We start from the raw sequence: 24,497 nt of genomic DNA, 5'->3' as shown, positions 1-24,497 counted from the left end.
CAGTCCTGAAATTGATATCAACGCTACTTGTCTTCACATTTCAGATTGCTGCCAACAAAAAAGCAAAAGTTATTCTTTATGTATACTAAACAGGATTTCGTCCCATATATATCGCATTTGCTCACTTTCTATGCCAACCGCTGTAACGGGAATGTTTCCTGTTCGTTTTAATCTAAACACACGTAAAATTATGAGCATACTTCGTATCAAAAACCTATCCAAAACCTACAGCAATGGGGTAAAAGCTTTGGCTAACGTCAATCTTGAGTTGCACAATGGTATGTTTGGCCTTTTAGGACCTAATGGTGCTGGTAAATCTTCCCTTATGAGGACGTTAGCTACTTTACAGGAAGCAGACACAGGAAGTATTACACTTGATGATATTAACATCATAGAGCAGCCAGCAAAGCTTAGGGAAGTTCTTGGATATCTACCTCAAGAGTTTGGCGTTTACTCCAGGATAACGGCCCAACAATTACTTCATCATATTGCCACTTTAAAAGGCTTTACCCAAGCTTCGGAACGCAAGGAGATGGTAGCCTATTTGTTAGATAAAGTTAACCTTTATGAAAAGCGCAATAAAAGCGTTAAGAAATTTTCCGGGGGGATGAAACAACGCTTTGGTATTGCTCAAGCACTTATAGGGAATCCTAAGCTTTTAATTGTAGATGAACCTACCGCAGGTTTGGACCCTACAGAACGCAACCGATTCTATAACCTTTTGGCCGATGTGAGCAGTGAGGTCATAGTGATCCTTTCCACCCATATCGTAGAAGATGTAAAAGAACTATGTACTGATATGGCCATTATGAACCTTGGTAAGGTCATCTATCAGGGTACGCCTTCCAAAGCAGTAGAAGAACTTCAGGGAAAAATATACCAAAAGAAGATAGCACGTTCCGAACTTCAAACCTATTCCCAGGACCATAATATCATCGCTACCCGAATGATAGAAGGTCATCTCCATATTTTTACACATAGCGACACTCGTCCTGGGCAAAATTTTGAAGTAGCCTCACCCAATCTGGAAGACGTTTTCTTTCTGAAGATCAATCGTTCCAAATCCACGTCATAATTATTAAATCTACAAGGATGTTTAAAACTTTCTTTAAATCAGAGCTCCAGTATCACTTGCGTAAACCTATTACATATGTTTACCTAGTTATCTTCTTTTTCATAGAGTTTATTGCCATTGTATTGAATCCGGATGCAGGGGGAAGGGTACTGAGAAATGCGCCTTATCAACTACATCATCAAATACTTCAACTGAGTTTTTTTAGTCTATTTATCGTCTTTGCTTTTGTCAATCAAACTGCGCTTAAAGATTATAAAAATAAGTTTGATGAAATTCTATTTACGACCCCGCTTAAGCGATCTGGCTATTTTTTTGGTAGGTTCTTTGCTGTGGTATTCTTAGCCACTTTTCCCGCAGTGGCGGGGTATCTGGGCTTTATAATAGGGAGTTGGCTAGCCCCTATTTTTGGTTGGGCCGGTCCCGAACGGTTTGGTCCTTTTCATATAGAGACCTTCTTGGGCAACTACTTTCTTTTTATTCTTCCTAATGCCTTTATCCTAAGTAGTATGATGTATGCCTTAGCCATGAAATGGAAACATAGTGCTGCGGCACTTTTAATTATTGTATTCTTCATAGGCATGTCTGTTCTTGCCCAAGTACTGGAAGTAGACCCTACCGAAAAAACGGTATCCGGCTTTCTGGATATGACGGGCGTTTCCGCTTTTAGAAATGCTTCAAAATACCTGAACATCACAGAAAAACATACCTCCGTAATGCTCTATTCCAAACAAATTTTTTGGAATAGGTTGATTTGGATATCAACCGCGGCAGGTATGCTATTCATTTCCTACAGCACCTTTACAATGCGTAAAAATAAAAGCAAGAAACATCCATAAATTATAGAACCAATGCGTACTGCTGTTAAAAATAGGAAAACCTCCTGGAGCCAGTTTAAAAGCTTCTTTTTTATTGGTTTTCTCAACATTGTTAAATCACCTGTTTTTAAGATTATTTTGGTTCTTGGCAGCGCTTTTCTTTTGATCAACCTTTTTTCAGGGAATCGCCTATGGGGTCATAGGGCCTATCCCGTAACCTATTTGGTCATCGGTGTTATCAATTACTTTAGTAGCATACTGTTGGTCATACTGCTTGTATTCTATAGCGGAGAGTTGGTGTGGCGGGATAAAGACCAACATTTGGATGAGATTATTGATACCACACCGTACACTGCATTTGTGTCAGTTCTTGCAAAAATGGTATCGCTTGTCAGTATTATTTCCATCCTCCATTTGGTATTTATCTGTATAGGAATTTCGTATCAGCTATGGAATGGGTTCAGCCGTGTGGAAATCGATCAGTATCTAACCAATTTCCTTTTGGAACCCTTTCCCAATTATATCATATATGCTGCTATCGCAATGCTGTGCCAGGTACTTTTGAACCATAAGTATTTGGGATACCTGGTGTCGCTACTCCTATTTTTTGGTTGGGAACGGTTGCTGAGCATTATGGACGTGTCCACCCATTTACTGGCCATAGCTAGAGGGCCTTCCCTACAATACTCAGATCTTAATTCTTTTGGGCCGGGCCTGGAAGGGGCATTATGGTTTAAATGGTATTGGTTGCTATTCGCTTTTATTTGTGTATTGATAACAAGTGCATTATGGAATCGTGGGATTAAAAAATCATTGCTGTTACGCATTAAAATTACACCGAAAGTATTGTCAAAAAATAACTTCATACTATTTCTAGGTAGTACGCTATTATGGGTTTTAGTGGGGGCTTTTATTTTTTACAATACTGAAATAATAAACACCAATCGCAGTAGAAAACAAGAGCAGGAAATTTCTGCATCTTATGAGACGCGCTACAAAAAGTATGCTGAAAAGCCGTTGCCAAAAATCACTAATATTAGCTATGATATTGCTATTTTTCCTAATGAACGCAAGGTTACTGCCAAAACCAAACTCACCCTTACCAATGAGGAGCAAGAATCGATAGACATCCTATATTTTACTATGAATCCGGGATGGGAAAGCGAATTATACATTCCCAACGCCCAATCACTAGTTAAAGACGATACCCATTTCTTTAGGTCGTATCGACTAATGGAACCTTTGCCACCCAATGCTTCCCTAGAAATCACCTTAAAGGCTTCGTATGGAACCCAAGGATTTGAAAATGAACGAGGAAATACCAGGGTGGTAAAAAATGGCACCATGATCCAAAATCGGAATTTTCTTCCCTATTTGGGTTATAACCCAAGATTTGAAATTCAGGATAACGCTGCCCGAAAAGAATATGGCCTTGTTGAAAAAGACGGCTTACCTCCCCTCACTAAAGAGCGGTCCAAATATCATATGGAACATCCGATAGGTAGTGGCACCTCTAATTTTATCCCGGCCAAGACGATCATATCCACTGCTGCGGACCAGGTGGCCATAGCTCCTGGAAGTCTCGTAAAACAATGGCAAGAAAACAATCGGAATTACTATCAGTATGTTTTGGATACCCCTTCAATCAACTATCATACGTTTAATTCGGCACGCTATGAAAAGGCACATCGTAAATGGAATGGCATTGACTTGGAAGTATATTTTGATAAAAAGCATCCCCAAAATATCGCTAAGATCTTGGATGCCATGGAGCGCTCATTAACCTATTACACCAAAAACTTTGGCCCTTATTACCATAAACAATGTAGAATCATAGAAGTACCGCGTTATGTTAGCTTTGGAGGACAGGCATTTCCTGGCACTATGCTGTACAATGAAAGTGCTGGTTTTATCCTGAACATTGAAGAGGATACCAAAGTGAACCCGGTTGACGCCGTTATTGCCCATGAACTGGCACACCAATGGTGGGCGCACCAGCTTATTGGGGCCAATATGCAAGGCCACGCAATGTTGAGTGAAGGGCTGGCAGAATATTCCACCCTAATGGTCCTTAAAAATCAGTTGAGAGATCCAATAGCATTGCGTCGTTTTCTGGATTATGACCATCAACGTTATCTAACAGGGCGAAGTAATAATAACGGTATAGAACCGTCCTTGCACAAAGTGGAAAATCAACGACATATCCAATACGGCAAATCGAGTCTCATTTTTTATGCCTTACAAGAGTATATAGGAGAAGAAAAGATCAATATGGCACTTAGTGATTTTTTGAATCGCTATAAATATAAAGAACCGCCCTATCCCAGCACCTTAGATTTTTTAGATCATTTGAATGCCATGGTACCTGATTCCCTGAGTTCTTTTGTTGAGGAAAGTTTTAAAAAGAATATTATTTATGATATAGGAATAAAACAAGCAGCATATAAAAAGCAGGGGGATACGTACCAAATTGATATAGAAATTGAATCCCATAAAATAGCATCAGATAGTATGGGTAACGAAGTTGAAGCTGGTATGGATGATTGGGTGGAACTTGGCTTTTTTCTGGATGAAGATGAAAGAGAACTGTATTACACTAAAAAAATAAAATTGAACAAGGAGTTTACCAGTTTAAGTATTGCCTTAGATAGCGTTCCGGCTAAAGTGGCTATAGACCCTAGACATTTACTAATAGATCGATATTATGATGATAATATTCTTCCGTTACAAACAAGAGTTTCCCGCTAATAAAGATTCTAAGTTATCAAGACAATATTGATTACAAAAAAGGTAATAACGAAGGCTCAATGGGAAGTAAACCAAAAGAGGACTGCCCGAAAGAAGAACGCAATTTTCCAAATCTGAATGACAATCAAATTTTGAAAAGGGATACCAAGAAGTAATGTTGTTTTTAAAAGAAACAATATCTAATCTAATAGAAACTGTAGTTGTTTTAGTTTCTATGGTTTTATTTACGAGTCGCTGTATAGGTTCCATCAGGTTGTATGGCAACTAATTCATGAAAGACACCATTTTTGGGTTTCTTAAATTCAATTTTAAACGCATTGGATATTCTAAAAGTAAATTGGTGTTCTCCTGTAGGGACTAGTTCGTAAGGAGGTTGGTCTGCTACGAATACATAAAGTTTTGTTCCATTATCTTCTGTGTAAATCTTTATGGTAGTTTCTTTTAATTTATATTCACCAACATATTGCTTGAATATATCCGGATCTATAGGGATGACTTTAGGTCTATCATCTATGGCATCAGCTTTGGGTTCTATTCTAAATTTTGCATTTGAAACTAAACCATTTCCAGTTATTTCTTCATTTATCCATTGTATATACTGTGATACTCTTGTATAAAACTCTTCTACACCATACAGTCCATCGTCACCACCTTTTGGATCTTGCCCTGAGCTAATCCCTGCAAGGTATACCTCGTTGTCCTTTAAAATAAAAGCGGGTCCACCGCTATCACCTGCACCACTAATGCCTTCAAATTCAGTAAGGTACTTTGTTTTGGTGTCGGGATGATCAAATGTCCAATACAGCCATTCTTTATCTACTCTTTCAATCCTATTGGTGGCACCTCTTTGTTTGCCGTCGTTACCATTTTCACCAATGAGTCCATTTCCCTTGTCGCCTCCTCCTACCATATATACTAATTTGTCAAGTTCATCATTGTCGGTGTATAATTTTGCGTTTAATGCACCAAGAGGTTTTTGCTTCAAATGTAATAATGCGATATCAGCATCTTCATCTTGTCTTTCAATCCAGTAAGGATTCATTACTACCTTATCTACTTCAATTTCGATATCATTAATGATTACAAAATGCTTTTTTCCGTCCCTGAATTTATTTACAATTTCTATAGCGCAATGCGCAGCTGTTAAAGCCCATTGATCTGCTATAATTGTACCTTCACAATCAGGTAGGTTTAAATGGCACATATATTTTTCAAATTTCTCGGCAAGTTTGATAAATTCGGAATCTTCTTTATCGTGTCTAGTTACCATTTCACTATTCTTGACACTACTTTTATAGCTAAAGCTTACTAGTATCAAAGACATCGTTAGAAGCAATAGAATTGCGTTTGTTTTTTTCATTTTATTTTAAAATTTTTAGAATTTGATTTTATTACGCTACATGAACACTGTTGTAGATACTACTGTTACTCTGCTAGTAAAAAATTTGATATCCCTCTTGCAATGGTGTATACAGATGCTTTAAATTCATTACTGAGCACGATTATTGTAATTCCCTTGTTTGGGTAGATCCACATATCAGAGGTAAACAAAGTACTCGCACCTCCATGAACCACTAATTTATTCTCCGAATCATTGTTTTCAATTCCCCAGCCATATCCATAGCTATCGTATAGATTTGTGGGTTGGAAATGAGGAAAAAGATATTTCGATGTAGTTGCTTCATCTAGTACCGTATTGTTCATTATTGATTGGCTCCAGAGTAATAAATCATTCGCTCGTGTTAGAAGACCTCCATTTCCTTTAAGATTGAGATACGGACCATTGTCACTCCAATTCTCTTCATTTGGTTTATTATTTTCAACGCCATTCAAATAACCGTTGGCCACTTCATTTTGTTGCCAATCTGGAATGATATAACCAGTATGGTCCATATTTGAAGGTTCAAAAATCTCTACATTTAAAAAGCTCTCATAATCCATTCCACTGGCTTTTTCAATTATTAAACCAAGTAAACTATAGCCTACATTAGAATAATTAAATCGTTCTCCAACGGGGCTAATTAATGCACTATCAAAAACTTGGTCTAAAAACGCTTCTTCGGTTATGGTTTCATAATCTCCACCTATTCCAGCTCTTAAACCAGAAGAATGTGTGAGCAACTGATGAATGGTTATATTTTTTTTGTCGTTAGGAACAGCATTAAAGTATTTTGATAAATTATCATCAACCGAAACCTTATTTTGCATGGACAATTTTAGTATTCCTGCGGCAGTCAATTGTTTTGTGATGGAGCACATATCAAAAACAGTATTGATATCATTCAATCCATTTTCTTGACTACTTTTTCTTCCATATGCTTTATTAAATAAGATATTGTCATTTTGAGCGATTAAAACAACACCTGAAAAGTCTCTTTCCATAAGTTCTTTATCAAGGCTTGATAAATCATCAATCAGTAACTCTTCCTCACTATTAGTACAACTAAAATTCATCAATGAAAATGATAGTATTAGAAGTAAAAAGATGGTATTTGTTTTTTTCATGATTTTATATGGTTTAATTGATTGAAATAAAAGTTGAAATATTTAAAAAATAAAAACCCAAGTGAATTCACTTGGGCGGCTATAAAATCTAATTTTAGAAGAAGAAATAACCAACGGATAGTTGAAATACTCCATTTCTATTTTTATCGGAGACCCCATTAAAGTCAATAATATTAGACAACCCAAGATTATATCTTGCGCTAAAATTGAGTCCGTTATCAAGTTTATAACCAACACCAAAATTCACTCCGAAATCTGTCGATTTTAAAGCATCCTCAAAGTTTATGGAACCTCCTTCAGTAGAAAGTAAAAAACCAATTTGTGGCCCTGCTTCTAAGCTCAATCCCTTGGTAACATAGTATTTTCCCATTATTGGGACATTTAGATAGTTTAATGAAATTACACCCTCAGAATCAATGTTCGTATCTGCCCCTTGTCGGGAATACATAACTTCGGGTTGCAAAGCGAATTTGTCTGAAATTTTCCATTCTGCCATAACGCCAAAATGGAAATCGGTATTGGGAGTAAAATCTTCGGTATCGTCTCCTGTAACAAATGCAAAGTTTAAACCTGCTTTAGCTCCAAATTTTACTTCTTGCGCATTGATAGCAGTTAATCCTAAAACTGTAATAACGGTCATTAATATTATTTTCTTCATGATTGATGTTTTTATTTAATTGTTTGTATTTTTTAATCTAATTTTCTTTTAAAGATGTAGCGTGTAATAAAAATGCCATTTCCGTCGTTCCCGCCGGCATCACTTTCCACAGCACTTGTTACAAATACCAAATCCCAGCCTTCAGAAATCATTGCTGTTAATTTCGAGGAAATTAGGGCGTCATTTGCTGCTATATTTTGAAATCGTATACCCCCTAGATTATAAAAGTTTAATAATTTTGTTTCTTCAAAATCCTTTACCCTAATATCTTTTCTTTTCGACTTATTTCTTGTATTATCATCTTTTGTTTGCGTAGAAGTAAATTCTTTATAGTCCCTTTTCTCGTTTGCCGAAATTAAACGCGACCTACCTAATCCATCTGGTATGATAGACTCTACGCTTGTAATTACCTTTACTTCAAATTTTTGGTTTATTGTTTCTTGTGCAAAAACATTAGTTGTTAGCAATGTTAATACTGTTGTAATTGCAATTAATTTTAATTTTCTCATTGTACTATATTTTATTGTCTATACGTTAAACCATATCTCCATTCACTTGCCATAATATGGTTCCGGAATACCCTATTTTAAATTCTTTTTTATCTAGGAAGGCGCCACTGTCATCTTTTCCTTGTTGAGCTTGAGTATTTAGTGCATAAACACCAAGTAGAAAAAGGATAGTATTTTTTTCATCTTTTTAATTGAGGTGTTACGGTCTATTGTGGGCAAGGCAATACTATTCCAAATGCTTCACTAAACCCCTGTTTAAGAAAACACTCAAAAGGCGAATCATGACCGCCATTTCCGGAAAGTATGTTTGCATTTTTCGATTGTAAAAATGCAACTTCTTCGGCCGTAAGGCTACCAACAGCCATGTCTGTTTCTCCATAAATGTATGTTATGTTAGATAGGCTTTCAATAGTATTAAATTGCTCTGTATATCTATTCATTCCTAATCCAGCAAGTATTCTAGCTTCATTTCTATTAAATACATCTTCAGATGGTTCATCATCTACTATAGGAGTAAGGCCGTTTTCAAAAAACGCTTCCTTTCCTTCGGCCAGACCCTGCCACATCGCATCGTTAATGTCTAGCCTACCTGTTATAATTAAATAATCATCGGCCGCAGCTATTCCTTTTTGCGCAATAAACTCTTGCGTTACAAATGCGCCAAATGATATTCCAGCGACATAAACCGTTCTACCTTGATCTTTAAAATAAGTGATCACTTCAGAAAGCATCTCTACACTTTCGGCATTAACATTAATGGCTTGGTCTAATGTTATATCATTGCCTTCTAATATGTTAGGGTTTAATGTTTGGGCCTGATGTACAGTTACGGTTAAAATATCTTGCGGACGACTAATATCTTGTGCAAGGTCATCTACGATATCTATTGCCAATTCGGTACTTGGACCACCTGGTACAGCTATCAGTACTGTAGGAGCTTTTTCATCTCCTCTGAAATAAATTAAATCTTTAATGTTTTGGGATATCTCGGTAATACCTGCAGGAGATATTCCATTATCATCATCATTAGAACAGGAGAATGTAACTATTGATACTAGTAGAACTAGAAATTTATTGGTAAGCGTAGATAAGCTATTTGAATTTTCTATTTTAAAAAACGTTTTTTGCATGATGAATTTTTTTATGATTTCCTGGCAAAGAAATAGATGAAAACGCTCTGGGATAGAATAATTTGACGACCGTTGCATAGTTCTTGACGAACGTAAGAATTACTTAATTACAAATAAAGAATAGGTTTCTTTGTACAAAACATACCAATGGACAAAATCAAATCAATAAAGAAAATAGTACTGCACCTGCTGTTCTGGGGGTTAAATTATTGGTTGTTTGCTTTTGTTGTCCATTCAGATTGGAACGGGTTTAATAATGTTTATGATCCCAATAGTTTAGCCTATGCCTATACCTATGGGCTTTTTACCAATTTCTTTTTGTTTTATATACAGGTGTTTTGGTTGGTGCCAAAAATTTATATGCAGAAAAAAAAGGCAATATACTATGTGCTTTCTATTTCTATATGCATAGTAGTTTCACTGGTTGAAACCTATTTTGACTATATGCTGTATGATATATTTGAAATATATGATACAGATGAATTTGAGGATAACTTTAGCCTTACTGTTTTTGTTAATATCTTTTATAGCATTGCGGGCTTTTATTATATTTTAAGACACGCCCATAAAAAATCTGAAAAGGAAAAACAACAACTAATACAAGAATCATTTAAGGCTGAATTAAAATATCTAAAGGCCCAGTTAAATCCTCACTTTTTATTTAATGGAATTAATAATGTGTACCACTTAATAGGTAAAAATAATGCCTTGGCTAAAGATACATTGCTTCAGTTTTCGGAGCTACTACGCTATCAATTGTATGAAAGTGGTACTGAAATTATATTAGAAAAAGAATTAGACTTTGTATTACAATATATTAAAATGGAAAAAACCCGAAAGGGTTCAGATATTCAGCTGGCCTACACTATAGAATTTGAGAATGCCGCAAAAAAAATAGTTCCATTATTATTAATTCCTATTATAGAAAACGCATTTAAGCACTGTAGTAATCACACTAATAATAATGACAATAGTATAGAAATAAACATTAAAGAAGTAGGAGGTAAGCTCTCGCTACATTGTGCAAATACTTTTGATAGTGCAACTGCTAAGAATGCTGTTGGCGGAATTGGCTTAACAAATGTAAAAAAACGCCTATCAATAGTATATCCAGAGGATAGGCATGAATTGATTATACATAAGAAAAAATCGAGATTTATAGTAGACTTGACTATAGATTTATAAAAAGTAAAAGAATGAAACGACTAAATTGTTTGATCATAGATGATGAACCTGTCGCTAGAGAAGGCATTAACGATTATTGTAAAGAGATTTCGTTCTTAAATGTAGTTGCGTTATGTAAGAATGTATTGCAAGCAAATCATTATCTAGAAAGCAACGAAATTGATTTAATTTTTTTAGATATCAATATGCCCATACTATCCGGTGTAGATTGGCTAAAAGGCTTAAAAAAATCACCTTCAATTATTATGACAACGGCATATGAGGAATATGCGCTACAAAGCTTTGGGTACAACGTTTTAGATTATTTAGTAAAACCCATTTCTTATAAGCGTTTTTTACAGGCGGTTAATAAGGTTAACAGTTACTATGAATATAGTGATGAAAAAAACATACTTTTTTTAAAAAATGAAAGACAGCTTAAAAAGATACATATAAAGGATATTCTATTTGTAAAAGCAATGCAAAATTATATCAAAATAGTCACATCAAAAGAGACGATAGTTACACAAATAACGTTAAAGGATTTTAAAGATCAATTGCCCGAGAATGATTTTATTCAAACACACAAATCGTATATAGTATCTAAATATAAAGTAGATACCATTGTAGAAAATGAAATAATTATTGGTGATTATGAAATTCCCATAAGTGTACGCTTAAAAAAGGAAGTGCTAGCTAACTTTCGTATATAATTCTGTATAACGACATATAAACCTTCGGGTCAATTTTTTTTGTGTCTTGCCACGAGCTAATTCCGAAAGCCGCATTATTAAAGGTGAAATGGAAGCTCATTATTGACAATAGTACCAACAATAGTCTCAAAATCATCAGGATTTATAGGTTGATTGCGATTAGTGTCTTGTTAAAAATCAAAAACCCTTCAAATGGTGATATTTGAAGGGTTTTTGATTTATTTAGTGTTCTGGACCTAAATCTTGCTGGATTCAAACCTCGAACCTTCAGTGACCTCGACAGGGGGGCGAACGGGAATCAAAGATCTGGTAGATCTTTGATAGTGAGGAGCCAGATGGTGAGCTGGCATCCTGCCATGCAGGATTGTTTGCTTCGCTCCTCAATCTAGCAAAGCTCCGCTTTGAACATAGTCCAAACAAAAAAAACGCTCAAGCGAGCTTGGTGTTTTTTCTTATTGCACTATTTACCCGTGACCTTGAAGGGACAGAGTTCGAACTTTTTGAGAGAAGACATTGAAATTATTATCAATAAATCATTTCATGTTAGAAACGCTTGATTCTAATTAGCAAAAAACTTGAGTTCGATTATTATTTGTAATAGATCTTGGGATTCTGAAATAAGTCAAAATAACGTATATCCGAAAACTAGATATTTATTAATTGAACTCAGGTCAAAAGATTTTATGATTGAAATAAAAAAAGATAAAAATAAATTATTTCTGAGGTGTATTTCTTATTAGAGTTTATATACGACCTTCGGGTTATGAGTGCATATCCCAGTTCATTAGGAATCATCTTAAATTATGTATTTATCCATAACTTATTTCAAAACCATTTGTCTTGTAATCCCAGCTCGCTTCATTCTGTATTCTAAAGTTGAAGGGGGTATGTCCAACTTCTCTGCAGCTCCGTCTTTACCTCTAACTTTACCATTACATTTAGCTAGGGTTTCTAATAGTAGTGCGGTCTCAGCTTCTTGTAGTGTTTTAAACTCAAAAACAGAAGTAGTACTAGTTCTTTTAGTTTTTTGTGACATAGCTAACTTCAAATATTTATTATCTGTAAGAAGAACTGACCGTTCAATCACATTAGACAATTCTCTTACATTACCTGGCCAATCATAGGTGTTTAATAACTGCTGTACAGACTTATTAAGACATATACCCTCTTTCCCAAATTTCTGACTAAATATCTTGACAAAATGGTTTGTTATCAACTCAATATCTTGACCTCGGTCTCTTAATGGCGGGAGAGTTATTGGAAAGACACTCAACCTATAGTATAAATCTGCTCTAAAGCGTCCTTCCTCAACGGCTTCCAGTAAATTTATATTGGTAGCTGCAATTATTCTAGCACTTACTTTTATGGTATTATGTCCCCCAAGTCGTTCAAACTCTCTTTCTTGTATGGCTCTAAGTAATTTAGGCTGAAGTTCTAGTGGTAACTCGCCTATTTCATCTAAAAACAAAGTCCCACCATTAGCTAGTTCGAATTTACCAATGCGTTGTTGCAAGGCACCGGTAAAAGCTCCTTTTTCGTGCCCAAACAATTCTGATTCTATCAATTCTTTTGGTAGCGAGGCACAATTTACTTTAATCAAAGGTTTTTCTTTTCTTAGTGATTGCTCGTGCAGCACTCTTGCGATAACTTCCTTTCCTGTTCCGGTTTCTCCTAAAATAAGAATATTAGTATCTGTGTTTTTAACAAGATTAACTTTCTCAAAAACTTGTTGCATCGGAAGGCTCTCGCCTATTAATTCAGAAATACTATACCTGCTATTAACTTGCTCCTTTAAATATCTTTTTTCTTCAGTTAACAACCTATTTAAACGCAGCACTTCATTAAAAAGTAATGATTTTTCAAGTGATTGAATTAAGATAGATTGTAGGCTTTCAAAAAGAGTAATATGTCTTTTTTGAAAAGGATTTTTATCTTTACTATAAAAAGCAACATAAAACTTTTCCGAGTTAACTTCAAGCATAAAAGTTAGACTACTCTGAATTCGAAATATTTTGTTGATTACTTGCTTCACCTTCTGACTTTCTAACTCTTTTTTATACTTCTTGAAGTTAGATATTCTTGGTGTATTGCTAGTATTAACTAATAAATATTTTTTAAAAACATCTAAATCTAATTGAGTCATATTTAAAAAGGATTCTAAAGATATCGCTCTAAACTCGTAAGAAGCTACGTTTTGAACACCATAATTTACTTCTTTAAATCTATCGCCCATCATACTGAAAGTGACTGTATCAAATGGAATACCACTTCTCAACGTTTTTGAAACCTGTATCAATTTATTTTCCCAAGAACTATTACTATGAAAGGCATCTATAATTTGAAGCTGTGCCTTATGTAACCAATCATTGAGTTGAATTTTATCTTTAGACTGAATATGACTTACTGCTATAGCTAATTGATTACAAATTGCCTGAAATCTAGGGATATCCTTTGTATTATACGCTTTTGGATTTTTACTACTAAGACATAAAGTGCCTACACTTTGCCCCTCATGTACCAATGCACCAGCCATTACAGTCACCAATCCTGCATTAAGCATATGTGGAAAATGTGGATGTGTGGCTATATTTTCGTGTAAATCTCGAAGATTGAAAACTTTAGGTGTTTTTAAACTAGCCCAATGTTCAATAGCGCTGTTTTTGTGCGGATAACTATTACCATCCATATGTTCATATACATATCTATTTACTGGGTCCATCACACTATTTGCGTCAGATAATTCAGTATGATACTCGCCACATGCATCTATTGTAAAAAGCCCTGGGCAATCAAATACAAAAACCTTGCTTACTTCTTCAAAGATTAAACGAATCAACTCTTTTCGAGTTTGAGTTTTCGATAGTGCTATATTAATATCTAGAAGAAGTTCATAGTCCTTTCCATTCATCAAAAAATTCAATTATTGGGTTATTTATTTAGCGTATACACAACTATTCGTTTTTTTTGAAATCACATTAAAATAGTTAATGCAATTCAATTATATGATTATCAGTTATTTAAAAAATAACTTCAAAAAAACATAAAATTGGTATCACTTTAGCAATATAGGATAAAAAAATAAACCAATAATAGTATTTATTAAGCAACCTATTATTTTAAATAAAACACAATAAATAGACAAATAACAAAACGAATGAAAATGAATTTAAAAAGTCAAATGAGCCTAATCCTATTTTGGATTTTAGCTATGCAGTTTATTAATGCACAAACAACAGGCGAAATTTATGGAATAGTTACCGATGAGGTAGGTACTCCAATACCTGGAGCATCTGTATACTTAGAAAAAACTGAAGTAGGAGCAAGTACGGATTTTGACGGGAAATATATTATATCAAATGCTCCTACGGGTTCTTATAATTTAGTTGCTAGTTATTTAGGCTATGAAACTCAAACTAAATTTAATATTATTATTAAATCAAGAGGAAATATTGCCTACAACTTTGTGTTGAAGGAATCTGCAGCGGTATTGGATGAAGTTATACTTTCAAATGCCAGTAAAATAAGTCGCCCTAGAGAAACACCACTTTCAGTACAATCACTAGGCGCGGCTGAAATTGCTAATTATCCTGGAAGTAATAATGATGTTGTTCAAGTCGCTCAGACACTTCCTGGAGTTTCCCCATCCATAGGTGGCTTTAGAAATGATTTAATAATTCGTGGTGGTGCGCCTAATGAAACTGTGTACTACTTGGATGGTATGGAAGTACCTAACATTAATCATTTTTCAACTCAAGGTAGTGCGGGGGGGCCGGTTGGTATGGTCAATGTATCTTTTATAAGTGATGTCACATTATCTAGCTCTGCATTTGGTGCTCAGTACGACAACCCTCTTTCTGGAGTCCTTCAATTTTCTCAACGAAATGGTAATCCTCGTGATTTTTCTGGAAACTTTAGGGTAAGTGCGAGCGAAGCAGCTCTCACATTTGAAGGACCACTATTTAAAGGTAAGAATGATGAATCAAAAACTACTTTTTTAGCATCGGCACGTCGTAGCTATTTACAATTTTTATTTGACGCAATCGGTCTGCCGTTTAGGCCTGATTATTGGGATTATCAGTATAAACTTAATCACAAGATAGATGATTACAACAGTATCACACTTATAGGTTTAGGGTCTATAGATGATTTTTCTGTTGAGGCTCCAGATGATTTTGATGCTGAACAACAAGCACAACTAGAACAAGCCCCATTTATAGACCAGCGTACTAATGCAATAGGTTTAACTTGGAAAAGTAGGTTTAAAGATGGTTCTGGTTTTATGCAAACAACCATTAGCAACAACACCCTTGTAAATGAGTTTACGCGGTTCAGTGACCCGGAGAATGAACAAGGTGTTATATTTAGTAATGATGCTACTGAATCTGAAACTAAATTAAGATACGAACTCACTAAATTTTTCGGAGATTGGAAATTCTTTTCAGGTTTTAATGCACAATACTCAGATTATGAAAATAGTACTACTAATCTAACAGACAATCAGATTTTTAATACAGATATTGATTTTGTCAAATATGGTGTATTTGCTAATATGACCAACTCTTTTCTGGATGATAAATTGGATGTCTCTTTTGGTTTTAGAATTGATGACGATACTTTTTTAGATGATTCCAATTTATTAGATACCTTCTCGCCCAGAGCTGCTATCTCATACAAGCTTACTGATGATTGGAGTATTAACGGAACTATTGGAAGATATTATAAATTACCACCTTACACCATTCTAGGTTTTAGAAACAATCAGAACGAACTTATAAATGATAATGTAAAGTATACCCTGAGCGACCATTATGTTTTAGGAGTGGAATATTTTTTGAATCCTTCTGCTAGCTTTTCTTTAGAAGGTTTTTATAAGAGATATGATGATTATCCTGTGTCCGTATTAGATGAAGTCTCGTTAGCAAATAAAGGTGCTGATTTTGAAGTATTAGGTAGTGAAGAAATTCAAACTGTAGGAAGAGGAAGAAGCTATGGGCTTGAATTTCAATTTCAACAGAAGCTCACAAATAATTTCTTTGGTATATTCTCTTATACTTGGTTTTACAGTGAATTCACTGGATTTGATAGGAACAATTTTGTTCCGTCGGTATGGGATAGTAGACATTTGATTTCTTTTACGGGAGGTTATAAGCTGCCAAAAAACTGGGAAATAAGTACTCGCTATCGTTTTGCGGGAAATACACCATTTGTGCCTACCGACCAAGATGCTACTTTAGCCAACTACCCTGAAGTGATTTTAGACTACAGTCGTCTAGGTGAAGAAGAACTAGACATATTTAGTCAATTAGATATTAGAATAGATAAAAAATGGAATTTTAAAAATTGGTCACTTAACGTTTTCGCAGAAGCGCAAAATATACTCGCACAAGAGTCTCCTCAAACACCTCAATTTGGATTGGCAAGAAATTCTGCTGGTAATATTACTCAACCTCGAAGTCTAGTTGAGATTGATACCGATACAGGACAAATAATACCAAGTTTGGGAATAGTAGTAGACTTTTAAAATCAACACTATGAAAAAAATATGTGTCTTTGGAGCAAATGGACAAACTGAGATTGAATTAGTAAAAAAATCTATAAAGAATAACGCCTCAATCCGTGCAGCCGTCCGTAATGAGGAATCTATGAAAGATTTCAAAAAAGATATTGAAGTAATTCCCTATTCTTTTGAAAATCCTTTCAGTGTTCGAGCAGCAATGAATGGTTGTGACATCATTGTATCAGTTATTGGTTCTGGCAGCGGTAAAGACGCTGCTACACCAACAACTTTATACAGTAACTCTGTGTATACTATTATTCAGGAAATGCTTTTTTTAAACTTAAAAAGGCTTATTGTAATTAGTTCGGCTGGTGTAGAATATGACGAAAAAGCACCTTGGTATTATAGGTATTTGTTTAGGCCAATGCTGATGAACTCTTATATGGATATGATGAAAATGGAAACCATCATAGAACAGTATACACAAAATATAAACTGGACAATCGTTCGCCCTACTTACCTACTCAATGGAAAAAGTAAAGATTACCTTATAAAAAATAGGAAAATTGGGGAGGGTAATTTTAAAATTAATAGAATCGATACTGCTGAATTTATTTTAACCGAGTCTTTACAAAATAAATGGGTACATCAATATCCAGTTTTAGGTTATTCAAAATAGGGTTATAACAAAAGTGGAAACAAGTAAATTCAATATTCATCTAAGAACAATTGGCAAAAGAAAAGAAGGCGTTTAAAAAGATAATATTACACAAAGCGTGTAAAGTTTAAAATATGGGGTACGCTTACCTAGTATTTTATTTTTTAAATTTTATGCACTTATGAAGAAAGAAGGTTTGTGGTGTTGGGCTAAATTACAAAGTCTCAGTATGACCTTTTTATGCCAGAGTTGAAAGCTAAACAAAGGGAATTTTCACTCAATTTGTGAAAAATCCCGTTTAGTGACCTCGACAGATTAATCTTATTCATCCAGACAAAGCTCCGTTTTGAAAATCACAAAAAGAATCACTTCTCAATTTTCAAAAAAAGAAGCGAGCTTCTTTTTTGAAACTCGCTTCGCAATTCACTTTTTTATGATTTATTCGCAACCTCGACAGCATTACCTTCGGTGTTCCTTTGAGGTCCTTCCTGAAAATGCAAACCTGCATTGCTATCGCATTGCAGTTTTGTCATTTTACTTCGTTTACAAAAACTTCTGGTTTTTGACACTCCATAAAACAACAAAACCCTGCATTTTCATACAGGGTTTGCGCTTTAAGTGACCTCGACAGGATTTGCTAACGCACCTCCTGCAAAGCTCCGCTTTGAAAATAGTCCAAACAAAAAAACGCTCAAGCGAGCTTGGCGTTTTTTCTTATTGAACTATTTATTCGTGACCTCGACAGGATTCAAACCTGTAACCTTCTGAGCCGTAATCAGATGCGCTATTCAGTTGCGCCACGAGGCCTTTAATTTCCCTAATAAGGGGCTGCAAATATATTTCTTTTTAACTTTACCACAAAATTACAGCCACGAAAAAAATGGATTTTAAAAACTATATACGCGATATTCATGATTTCCCCAAAGAGGGTATTATTTTTAAAGATATCACCCCCCTATTAAAAGACGCGGAAGCCTTACAGAAAACCACGGAAGCCCTGCTCCAAATGGTTGGAGATATGGCTGTGGATAAAGTTGTGGGTATGGAGAGTAGGGGCTTTTTCTTTGCGCCGCTTTTGGCGTCAAAATTAAACGCAGGTTTTGTTCCTGTACGCAAAGCTGGAAAACTACCTGCAGCGACCATTAAGGAGACCTATTCCCTGGAATACGGGGAAGATATCTTGGAAATACATGCCGATAGTATCGTCAAAGGAGAACGAGTGCTCATACATGACGATGTGTTGGCCACAGGAGGTACGGCCAATGCAGTTTGTAAACTGATCAAGGCCCTAGGGGGAGAAATTGTGCAATGCAACTTTCTGATTACCTTGGATTTTCTTCAAGGTGCGAATCAATTAAAAGATTATAAAGTAAAATCTCTCTTACACTATTAAAAGTTCCTGCTTGGATTAAGAAAGGGCATTGGTGGTTACATAATACCGCCAGGCAATTAAAGCCAATTGCATTTTACTGGCTTTGGATAAGTCCAGACGTCTTTTGGTAAAAGAGGGCAATACCAATTTATTGAGTTTTGCCAGAAATTTAAATAGTGCAGCTTTCATCGGTTGGGTTTTTACAAATATAAAATAACCCTGTAACATACTACAATAGAAATAAAAAGACCGCTCTAAGGCGGTCTTTTTATAATATAGGCCTATATGACTACTTTATGCGATTATCATGATCAGTGATAGCATTAAAAACATTAAAAGTTTTACGAGTGTAATCATAGTTGTTAGGTATTAAAAGGTTGATAGAAAAGCTTTAATTATTTTGATTGTTCACCCAATATATAGTAATGGAAGGCATACTTCCAAGGGATTTTAAGAGAATTAATACAATTGAATACAATATTGTAAGTAAAAAAATAAGTATAATTTTAAAAATAATGTTAACTACTTCAATAAAGTAACATTTTGTAATATAAAACATTTAATATTATTATAATTTATAACATTTGAAGGGGCTTTTTTTGAAGGTTTTTTTCGCCCAAGGGCACTTTGGTTTAAAAAAAGCACCCATAGTGACTTTTTATTATTTTTCAGTGCTTAAGGGGAAGAGGTTTTTCGGCTTTTAAAAGCAATCTTAAAATCAAAATCTTAGGTTATATTTGCCCAAAACTTATTAGATGTTAAACATACTTTTTATAATCCTAGGGTTACTTGTTTTAATTTTGGGAGGTAATTGGCTTTTAAAGGCTGCCGTAGCCCTCTCGTTAAAACTCGATATCCCTAAAATTGTAATTGGTATGACAGTGGTTTCTTTTGCCACTTCCGCACCGGAGCTTATTGTAAGTATCAATGCGGCCTTGGCCGGAAGTCCAGATTTGGCCCTGGGCAATGTGGTAGGATCTAATATTGCCAATCTTGGTTTTGTATTGGGGATTACGGTGCTTCTGGGGAGTATGGATGTCCGTAAGAGTTTTTATACCACCGATTGGCCCGTAATGATGGTGGCTTCGCTTTTATTTTTTGGCTTCATTTTTTTTGATGGAGAATTACAGCAATATGAGGGTATTATTATGGTGGTCGTCCTATTCTTGTTTCTGGTATACCTATTAAAATTTCAAAAGCAAGCGGTAGAGGATGAATTTGAAGAAGATGATACCCCCTTACCTTTATATAAGATCGTATTGTTCCTAGGGTTGGGAGGTACTGCCTTATGGGGAGGGTCGGACCTTTTGATTATGGGGGCCAAAGGTATGGCAGAGTCTTTTGGGGTCAGTGAGCGGATCATTGCGGTAACGGTGGTGTCCGTAGGGACCAGCATACCGGAGTTGGCGGCATCTATTATAGCGGTCATCAAAAAAGAAAAAGCCATATCCCTAGGGAATTTAATTGGCTCCAATATTTTTAATATTCTAGCGGTCTTAGGTATCACTGCCTCCATAACGCCCATTCCTGTAAAAGACGAAGGTTTGGTCACTAATGATATTTTCTGGATGCTGGGCATCTCATTTTTAATCCTTCCCTTGGTCTTTATTCCCAAAGGGAGACGTTTGGGTTGGCGGGATGGTATCGTATTACTTGGGATTTATATTGCTTTTGTTTATCTTACCTTGACTTAAATTAAGGTGATGAAGGCAAGGCGTTTAACTTTGGTAATACTGCTTTTTTGTGTGGGGTTCTCCATGACTTCCCTTAGCGCACAAGAGTATCTCAATGGGAAACTGATCGACGCCAATGTGGGGGATGTCATTCCCTTTGCGACAATCCGAATTAAAAATAAAACCGTCGGTGTAATTTCCAATGATGACGGAAGTTTTAAAATTCCGGTGCAGTTTAAGGAAATAGGGGATACTTTGGAAGTGTCTTCTTTAGGATATCGATCCAAAGAAGTGCTATTGTCGACGCTGAAATTAGATGAAACCAATATTATTTTGTTGGTTCCGGAAATTGAAAAGCTGAATGAAGTGGTGGTTACTTCGGAAAGAAATAGGGCTTCGGAAGGTCTGAGGGCGAATGAAATTGTACGGAAAGCTTTGGAAGGCATCGCTGAGAATTTCCCACATCACCCTTTTTCATATGTAGGGTATTATCGGGATTATCAGGTTTGGGGCGAAGACTATGTAAACTTGAATGAGGGCGTATTGTCGGTTTATGATCAAGGTTTCGGATATAATGACTATAAGAGCACTCAGGGAGAACTCTACGCCTATAAAGAGAACAATGAATTTCCTAGAAATCTAGAGGCGCAACGTCCTTATGATGATAAAAACAAAAGAATTGGGAATGCTTCGCTGAAAGGCTATGGCGGAAATGAATTTAGTATTTTAAGGGCACATGATGCGATACGCAATTACAATGTGAGATCCTACTCCTATGTGCAGAATTTTATGCAGAATTTTGAAAATAACCATCGTTTTATACGGGAGGCAGATGTTTCTTTTGATGGGGAGCCGTTATATGCATTGCGTATTCTGACTTCAAAAAAAGAGTATAAAGCGGAGGGTAAAATATACATATTCAAGAAAAATTTTGCAATACACCGCATGGAGTATGCTCTTTTTAAAGTCCTTCCCAAAAAAGGGTCGAGATTGGAAAGAAAAAAACCCATTTTCGACGTCACTGTGGAGTATCAAGAAGAAAGAGGGCAGATGTATCTCAATTATATTTCCTTTAACAATACCTTCTCTTTTGTCAAGGAATCCCCATTTCAGATTGTACAGTATTTGGTAGACAAGAAAAAAAGATGCCTTATTGTGGAGTTTACGAATGAACCGGCACTGCCTTTGGGCTTGCGCTCAAGCAAATACCAAGTGACCTACCAAGGAAAAAGACTCAACTGGGATCAAATCAAAATTGAAGGAAAACAGGTGTTGCTGTACCCTAAGTTAACAGCTGGCAAGACCTTTGAGGAGACATTTATCTCTGGAAAAGGAGATGAACAAGATTATAAGTTTAAAATAAAAACCATGTACGATATTCATGGGAATAAATTGCACAAAAGAGAGGTCATTACGGCGAACCAGCTACGGGAATTTTTTGTACAAGAGCTTCGTTTTGATCATAAGGTTTCTGAGGGAGCCGCCTTTTTCGATAAAGATCAACCCCTTTCCAAAGCGCCCATTTCTAAGCAAAAGGCAAACTCCTATTGGATGAACACGCCCTTGAAGAAAACCACGAACTAAGCGAGATACATTCACTTTACGATTCCTTAAGCATAATACGATCTAGGAATAGTATTATAATAACCTTCATTTACATTGGGGTCAACTGTGCTTTGTTGTTTTGTAAAATAACCTAAAAAACACAAGCATGAAAAAAACAACATTGGTTTCAGCAGCATTTTTATTGATTATGGTAGGATTCTCATCCTGTGATTTTCTTGACGATTTTGGAGGAGGAGGAAGGCCTCCGGAAGAAAAACCTTCTGATCCTATAGTGATTGCCCATAGAGGAGCCCAATCCATTTATCCAGAACATACTATTGAAGCCTACACCCGCGCCATTGAATTGGGGGGCAGATTTTATTGAACCCGATTTGGTCATGACTAAAGATAGTGTGTTGATTGCCCGTCACGAACCATTTATGTCCGGAACGACCAATGTGGCAGATTTACCAGAATTTGCCCATTTGAGGAGCACGAAAAATTTGGATGGAAAGGAAGTGACGGATTGGTTCGCCTCGGATTTTACCTTGTCGGAAATCAAACAATTAAGGGCAAGACAGGCGAGGTCCGACCGTTCTGATCAATTTGATGACCTGTTCCAAGTGCCTACCTTCGAGGAAATCGTTGCTTTGGCCCAGTCCCGAATGACAACTAAAGGAAAGGAAGTTGGGATATATCCAGAGATGAAACATCCACTTTTTCATAACGATCTGGACTTGCCGATCGAAGATGCCACTCTAGCGGTTTTGGAAGCTGCAGGATGGAATTCGGAAGATGCTCCAGTTTTTGTACAGTGTTTTGAAGTTGCTCCCTTGCAATACATCAATACCTTGTCTACCGTAAAATTGGTGCAATTGATTTCTACCTATAACATCAACCCCGATGGTAGTCTAGATTACAATGTGCCGGCCGGAGACTTTGTTTCCTTTGGTGCTCCCTACGACTTTTTTAGAAATGGGGATAGCAGAACCTATGAATTTTTTACGACAGCGGAAGGAATGCGATTTACAGCTTCTTACGCTGATGGTATCGGCCCATGGAAACCCTTTATCATTTCTTTGTTAACGACAGTTGATGGCGCAAGAGTGCCCTTAGCTGAAACCAATTTTGTGGATTTGGCCCATGAATACAATCTATTGGTGCATCCGTACACCTTCAGAAATGAAGATGAACAATGGAGTGGGGGAAATCCTGAAGTAGAATATCACTTATTCTTTGATGCCGGGGTAGATGGCATATTTTCGGACTATACGGAAGAGGCTGTCAATGCGGTAAGTACTTGGGAAAGGCCAAAGAAATAATAAGGACGGGATTGTTGAAAATTATAAAAAAAGCGCTTTTTGGAATCCCAAAAAGCGCTTTTACTTGTTACAACAATTAATTAAATTTAGATGTCAGCAGACTTTACGGTTTTAATAATTCTACTGGCAATTTTATACGGATCTCCGTTAGATGCTGGTCTACGATCTTCCAACCAACCTTTCCATCCTTTTTCCACGGTCATGATTGGAATACGAATAGAAGCCCCTCTGTCAGAAACTCCATAACTGAAGTCGGTAATAGCAGCAGTTTCATGCAATCCAGTCAAACGTTGATCATTAAATTCCCCATATACCTCAATATGCTCCTTGGTTACGGGCCTGAAAGCCTCACAAATCTTTTCGTATACTTCTTGGGAACCACAGGTTCTCAAGGTAGTGTTGGAGAAATTGGCATGCATTCCCGAACCATTCCAATCCCCTTTGATCGGCTTAGGGTGATACTCTATATAGTAACCATAGCTTTCTGTTAAACGATCCAAGAGATAGCGGGCTACCCAAATTTCGTCTCCTGCTTTTTTCGCACCTTTGGCAAACAATTGAAATTCCCACTGTCCTGCGGCAACTTCTTGATTGATTCCTTCAAAATTCAATCCGGCAGCAATACAAAGATCTGCATGCTCTTCCACCAAATCACGCCCCCAAGTATTTTTACCCCCTACAGAGCAATAGTATAACCCTTGAGGTCCTGGATAACCACCGATTGGGAAGCCCAAAGGCAACTGTGTTTGCGTGTCCATAATGAAATACTCTTGCTCAAAACCAAACCAAAAATCATTATCTCCATCATCAATGGTAGCTCGTGCATTGGATTCATGCGCTGTTCCATCTGCATTCAAAACTTCGGTCATTACTAAGAATCCATTATTTCGCGCAGGATCGGGATAAATAGCGACAGGTTTTAATAGGCAGTCAGAGGACCCTCCTTCAGCCTGTTGGGTAGAACTCCCATCGAAAGACCACATAGGGCAATCTTCCAATTTACCACTAAAATCTTCTTCTACTTTTGTTTTACTTCTGAGGTTGGCTGTTGGTTTGTAACCATCTAACCAGATGTACTCTAATTTAGATTTGCTCATAATTTCGGCAGTTAAT

At 36.2% G+C, this 24,497-nt stretch carries 20 protein-coding genes and 1 tRNA gene; 12 read left to right on the top strand and 9 right to left on the bottom strand.

Translation table 11 applies throughout. The annotated features are described in order from the left end of the window. Positions 1–190 precede the first annotated feature (190 nt). From ACEXOE_RS00965 to ACEXOE_RS00955, 3 genes are read left to right on the top strand one after another with little or no spacing between them, the layout of a single operon-like run. On the top strand, positions 191–1,075 hold the full coding sequence (locus ACEXOE_RS00965; RefSeq protein WP_394746848.1) for an ABC transporter ATP-binding protein: 885 nt from the start codon (positions 191–193) through the stop codon (positions 1,073–1,075). Positions 1,076–1,092: 17 nt separating this feature from the next. Continuing rightward, entirely contained in the window at positions 1,093–1,911 is an 819-nt protein-coding gene (locus tag ACEXOE_RS00960; RefSeq protein ID WP_394746847.1) for an ABC transporter permease, read from the top strand. 12 nt (positions 1,912–1,923) lie between these two features. Continuing rightward, positions 1,924–4,638 carry a M1 family aminopeptidase gene (locus ACEXOE_RS00955; protein ID WP_394746846.1) on the top strand — a complete coding sequence of 905 codons (2,715 nt, stop codon included), beginning with the start codon at positions 1,924–1,926 and terminating at the stop codon, positions 4,636–4,638. Between the two features lie 220 nt (positions 4,639–4,858). On the opposite strand, the gene ACEXOE_RS00950 is transcribed toward ACEXOE_RS00955, so the two are convergent. From ACEXOE_RS00950 to ACEXOE_RS00930, 5 genes are all read right to left on the bottom strand, one after another. Next, positions 4,859–5,998: a S1 family peptidase gene (locus tag ACEXOE_RS00950; protein ID WP_394746845.1), complete on the bottom strand. Its 1,140-nt coding sequence runs from the start codon at positions 5,996–5,998 to the stop codon at positions 4,859–4,861. Between the two features lie 65 nt (positions 5,999–6,063). Continuing rightward, complete coding sequence (locus ACEXOE_RS00945; RefSeq protein WP_394746844.1) at positions 6,064–7,143, bottom strand: serine hydrolase domain-containing protein; 1,080 nt, start codon at positions 7,141–7,143, stop codon at positions 6,064–6,066. A gap of 94 nt (positions 7,144–7,237) precedes the next feature. Next, positions 7,238–7,801, bottom strand: a complete 564-nt coding sequence (locus ACEXOE_RS00940; RefSeq protein ID WP_394746843.1) for a porin family protein — start codon at positions 7,799–7,801, stop codon at positions 7,238–7,240. 32 nt (positions 7,802–7,833) lie between these two features. After that, the gene (locus ACEXOE_RS00935) at positions 7,834–8,310 is read right to left on the bottom strand and encodes a hypothetical protein (protein WP_394746842.1); all 477 of its coding nucleotides are present in this window, start codon (positions 8,308–8,310) and stop codon (positions 7,834–7,836) included. Positions 8,311–8,516: 206 nt separating this feature from the next. Then, a complete protein-coding gene (locus tag ACEXOE_RS00930) occupies positions 8,517–9,440 on the bottom strand; it encodes a hypothetical protein (RefSeq protein ID WP_394746841.1) in 924 nt (307 codons plus the stop codon). 147 nt (positions 9,441–9,587) lie between these two features. Between ACEXOE_RS00930 and ACEXOE_RS00925 the strand changes: the two genes are divergently transcribed. Together ACEXOE_RS00925 and ACEXOE_RS00920 are read left to right on the top strand one after the other, a co-directional pair. Continuing rightward, positions 9,588–10,625: a sensor histidine kinase gene (locus ACEXOE_RS00925; protein ID WP_394746840.1), complete on the top strand. Its 1,038-nt coding sequence runs from the start codon at positions 9,588–9,590 to the stop codon at positions 10,623–10,625. An 11-nt stretch (positions 10,626–10,636) separates the two neighbouring features. Beyond that, complete coding sequence (locus ACEXOE_RS00920; protein WP_394746839.1) at positions 10,637–11,317, top strand: LytR/AlgR family response regulator transcription factor; 681 nt, start codon at positions 10,637–10,639, stop codon at positions 11,315–11,317. An 820-nt stretch (positions 11,318–12,137) separates the two neighbouring features. On the opposite strand, the gene ACEXOE_RS00915 is transcribed toward ACEXOE_RS00920, so the two are convergent. Then, positions 12,138–14,225 (bottom strand): sigma 54-interacting transcriptional regulator, encoded by a 2,088-nt coding sequence (locus ACEXOE_RS00915; protein ID WP_394746838.1) that lies wholly within the window; start codon positions 14,223–14,225, stop codon positions 12,138–12,140. 246 nt (positions 14,226–14,471) lie between these two features. Between ACEXOE_RS00915 and ACEXOE_RS00910 the strand changes: the two genes are divergently transcribed. Both ACEXOE_RS00910 and ACEXOE_RS00905 read left to right on the top strand, forming a co-directional pair. Then, positions 14,472–16,838, top strand: coding sequence for a TonB-dependent receptor (locus ACEXOE_RS00910; RefSeq protein ID WP_394746837.1), 2,367 nt, complete (start codon positions 14,472–14,474; stop codon positions 16,836–16,838). Positions 16,839–16,848: 10 nt separating this feature from the next. Continuing rightward, on the top strand, positions 16,849–17,493 hold the full coding sequence (locus ACEXOE_RS00905; RefSeq protein WP_394746836.1) for an NAD(P)H-binding protein: 645 nt from the start codon (positions 16,849–16,851) through the stop codon (positions 17,491–17,493). 712 nt (positions 17,494–18,205) lie between these two features. Here the strand turns inward: ACEXOE_RS00905 and ACEXOE_RS00900 are convergent. Further along, positions 18,206–18,279: transfer RNA gene (locus tag ACEXOE_RS00900), tRNA-Arg, on the bottom strand. A 73-nt stretch (positions 18,280–18,352) separates the two neighbouring features. Between ACEXOE_RS00900 and ACEXOE_RS00895 the strand changes: the two genes are divergently transcribed. Beyond that, a complete protein-coding gene (locus ACEXOE_RS00895) occupies positions 18,353–18,865 on the top strand; it encodes an adenine phosphoribosyltransferase (RefSeq protein WP_394746835.1) in 513 nt (170 codons plus the stop codon). Positions 18,866–18,880: 15 nt separating this feature from the next. Here ACEXOE_RS00895 and ACEXOE_RS00890 read toward each other — a convergent pair whose 3' ends face one another. Next, a complete protein-coding gene (locus ACEXOE_RS00890) occupies positions 18,881–19,033 on the bottom strand; it encodes an SsrA-binding protein (protein ID WP_394746834.1) in 153 nt (50 codons plus the stop codon). 566 nt (positions 19,034–19,599) lie between these two features. Between ACEXOE_RS00890 and ACEXOE_RS00885 the strand changes: the two genes are divergently transcribed. The 4 genes from ACEXOE_RS00885 to ACEXOE_RS00870 all read left to right on the top strand — a co-directional run bounded on the left by ACEXOE_RS00885 (position 19,600) and on the right by ACEXOE_RS00870 (position 23,384). After that, positions 19,600–20,538: a calcium/sodium antiporter gene (locus ACEXOE_RS00885; protein ID WP_394746833.1), complete on the top strand. Its 939-nt coding sequence runs from the start codon at positions 19,600–19,602 to the stop codon at positions 20,536–20,538. 9 nt (positions 20,539–20,547) lie between these two features. Beyond that, positions 20,548–22,101, top strand: a complete 1,554-nt coding sequence (locus ACEXOE_RS00880) for a carboxypeptidase-like regulatory domain-containing protein (RefSeq protein ID WP_394746832.1) — start codon at positions 20,548–20,550, stop codon at positions 22,099–22,101. Positions 22,102–22,228: 127 nt separating this feature from the next. After that, the gene (locus ACEXOE_RS00875) at positions 22,229–22,447 is read left to right on the top strand and encodes a hypothetical protein (protein ID WP_394746831.1); all 219 of its coding nucleotides are present in this window, start codon (positions 22,229–22,231) and stop codon (positions 22,445–22,447) included. Then, complete coding sequence (locus ACEXOE_RS00870; RefSeq protein ID WP_394746830.1) at positions 22,401–23,384, top strand: glycerophosphodiester phosphodiesterase family protein; 984 nt, start codon at positions 22,401–22,403, stop codon at positions 23,382–23,384. The genes ACEXOE_RS00875 and ACEXOE_RS00870 overlap by 47 nt, the downstream gene beginning before the upstream one ends. An 86-nt stretch (positions 23,385–23,470) precedes the next feature. On the opposite strand, the gene ACEXOE_RS00865 is transcribed toward ACEXOE_RS00870, so the two are convergent. After that, a complete protein-coding gene (locus tag ACEXOE_RS00865; protein WP_394746829.1) occupies positions 23,471–24,481 on the bottom strand; it encodes a glutamine synthetase beta-grasp domain-containing protein in 1,011 nt (336 codons plus the stop codon). Positions 24,482–24,497: the final 16 nt, after the last annotated feature.

The sequence above is a fragment of the Spongiimicrobium salis genome, assembly GCF_043678055.1.
GTDB classification, from domain to species: domain Bacteria; phylum Bacteroidota; class Bacteroidia; order Flavobacteriales; family Flavobacteriaceae; genus Spongiimicrobium; species Spongiimicrobium salis.
The sequence above is the reverse complement of the archived record's forward strand: the minus strand, read 5'-3'. Positions and strand labels throughout refer to the sequence as shown.

What these genes read in the sequence shown, in the direction of transcription:
- ACEXOE_RS00945 (WP_394746844.1), bottom strand. Translation starts at nt 7,143, where the DNA reads ATGAAAAAAACAAATACCATCTTTTTACTTCTAATACTATCATTTTCA.
- ACEXOE_RS00915 (WP_394746838.1), bottom strand. Translation starts at nt 14,225, where the DNA reads ATGAATGGAAAGGACTATGAACTTCTTCTAGATATTAATATAGCACTA.
- ACEXOE_RS00890 (WP_394746834.1), bottom strand. Translation starts at nt 19,033, where the DNA reads ATGAAAGCTGCACTATTTAAATTTCTGGCAAAACTCAATAAATTGGTA.
- ACEXOE_RS00920 (WP_394746839.1), top strand. Translation starts at nt 10,637, where the DNA reads ATGAAACGACTAAATTGTTTGATCATAGATGATGAACCTGTCGCTAGA.
- ACEXOE_RS00910 (WP_394746837.1), top strand. Translation starts at nt 14,472, where the DNA reads ATGAAAATGAATTTAAAAAGTCAAATGAGCCTAATCCTATTTTGGATT.
- ACEXOE_RS00875 (WP_394746831.1), top strand. Translation starts at nt 22,229, where the DNA reads ATGAAAAAAACAACATTGGTTTCAGCAGCATTTTTATTGATTATGGTA.
- ACEXOE_RS00865 (WP_394746829.1), bottom strand. Translation starts at nt 24,481, where the DNA reads ATGAGCAAATCTAAATTAGAGTACATCTGGTTAGATGGTTACAAACCA.
- ACEXOE_RS00965 (WP_394746848.1), top strand. Translation starts at nt 191, where the DNA reads ATGAGCATACTTCGTATCAAAAACCTATCCAAAACCTACAGCAATGGG.
- ACEXOE_RS00935 (WP_394746842.1), bottom strand. Translation starts at nt 8,310, where the DNA reads ATGAGAAAATTAAAATTAATTGCAATTACAACAGTATTAACATTGCTA.
- ACEXOE_RS00895 (WP_394746835.1), top strand. Translation starts at nt 18,353, where the DNA reads ATGGATTTTAAAAACTATATACGCGATATTCATGATTTCCCCAAAGAG.
- ACEXOE_RS00885 (WP_394746833.1), top strand. Translation starts at nt 19,600, where the DNA reads ATGTTAAACATACTTTTTATAATCCTAGGGTTACTTGTTTTAATTTTG.
- ACEXOE_RS00960 (WP_394746847.1), top strand. Translation starts at nt 1,093, where the DNA reads ATGTTTAAAACTTTCTTTAAATCAGAGCTCCAGTATCACTTGCGTAAA.
- ACEXOE_RS00880 (WP_394746832.1), top strand. Translation starts at nt 20,548, where the DNA reads ATGAAGGCAAGGCGTTTAACTTTGGTAATACTGCTTTTTTGTGTGGGG.
- ACEXOE_RS00955 (WP_394746846.1), top strand. Translation starts at nt 1,924, where the DNA reads ATGCGTACTGCTGTTAAAAATAGGAAAACCTCCTGGAGCCAGTTTAAA.
- ACEXOE_RS00925 (WP_394746840.1), top strand. Translation starts at nt 9,588, where the DNA reads ATGGACAAAATCAAATCAATAAAGAAAATAGTACTGCACCTGCTGTTC.
- ACEXOE_RS00905 (WP_394746836.1), top strand. Translation starts at nt 16,849, where the DNA reads ATGAAAAAAATATGTGTCTTTGGAGCAAATGGACAAACTGAGATTGAA.
- ACEXOE_RS00930 (WP_394746841.1), bottom strand. Translation starts at nt 9,440, where the DNA reads ATGCAAAAAACGTTTTTTAAAATAGAAAATTCAAATAGCTTATCTACG.
- ACEXOE_RS00940 (WP_394746843.1), bottom strand. Translation starts at nt 7,801, where the DNA reads ATGAAGAAAATAATATTAATGACCGTTATTACAGTTTTAGGATTAACT.
- ACEXOE_RS00950 (WP_394746845.1), bottom strand. Translation starts at nt 5,998, where the DNA reads ATGAAAAAAACAAACGCAATTCTATTGCTTCTAACGATGTCTTTGATA.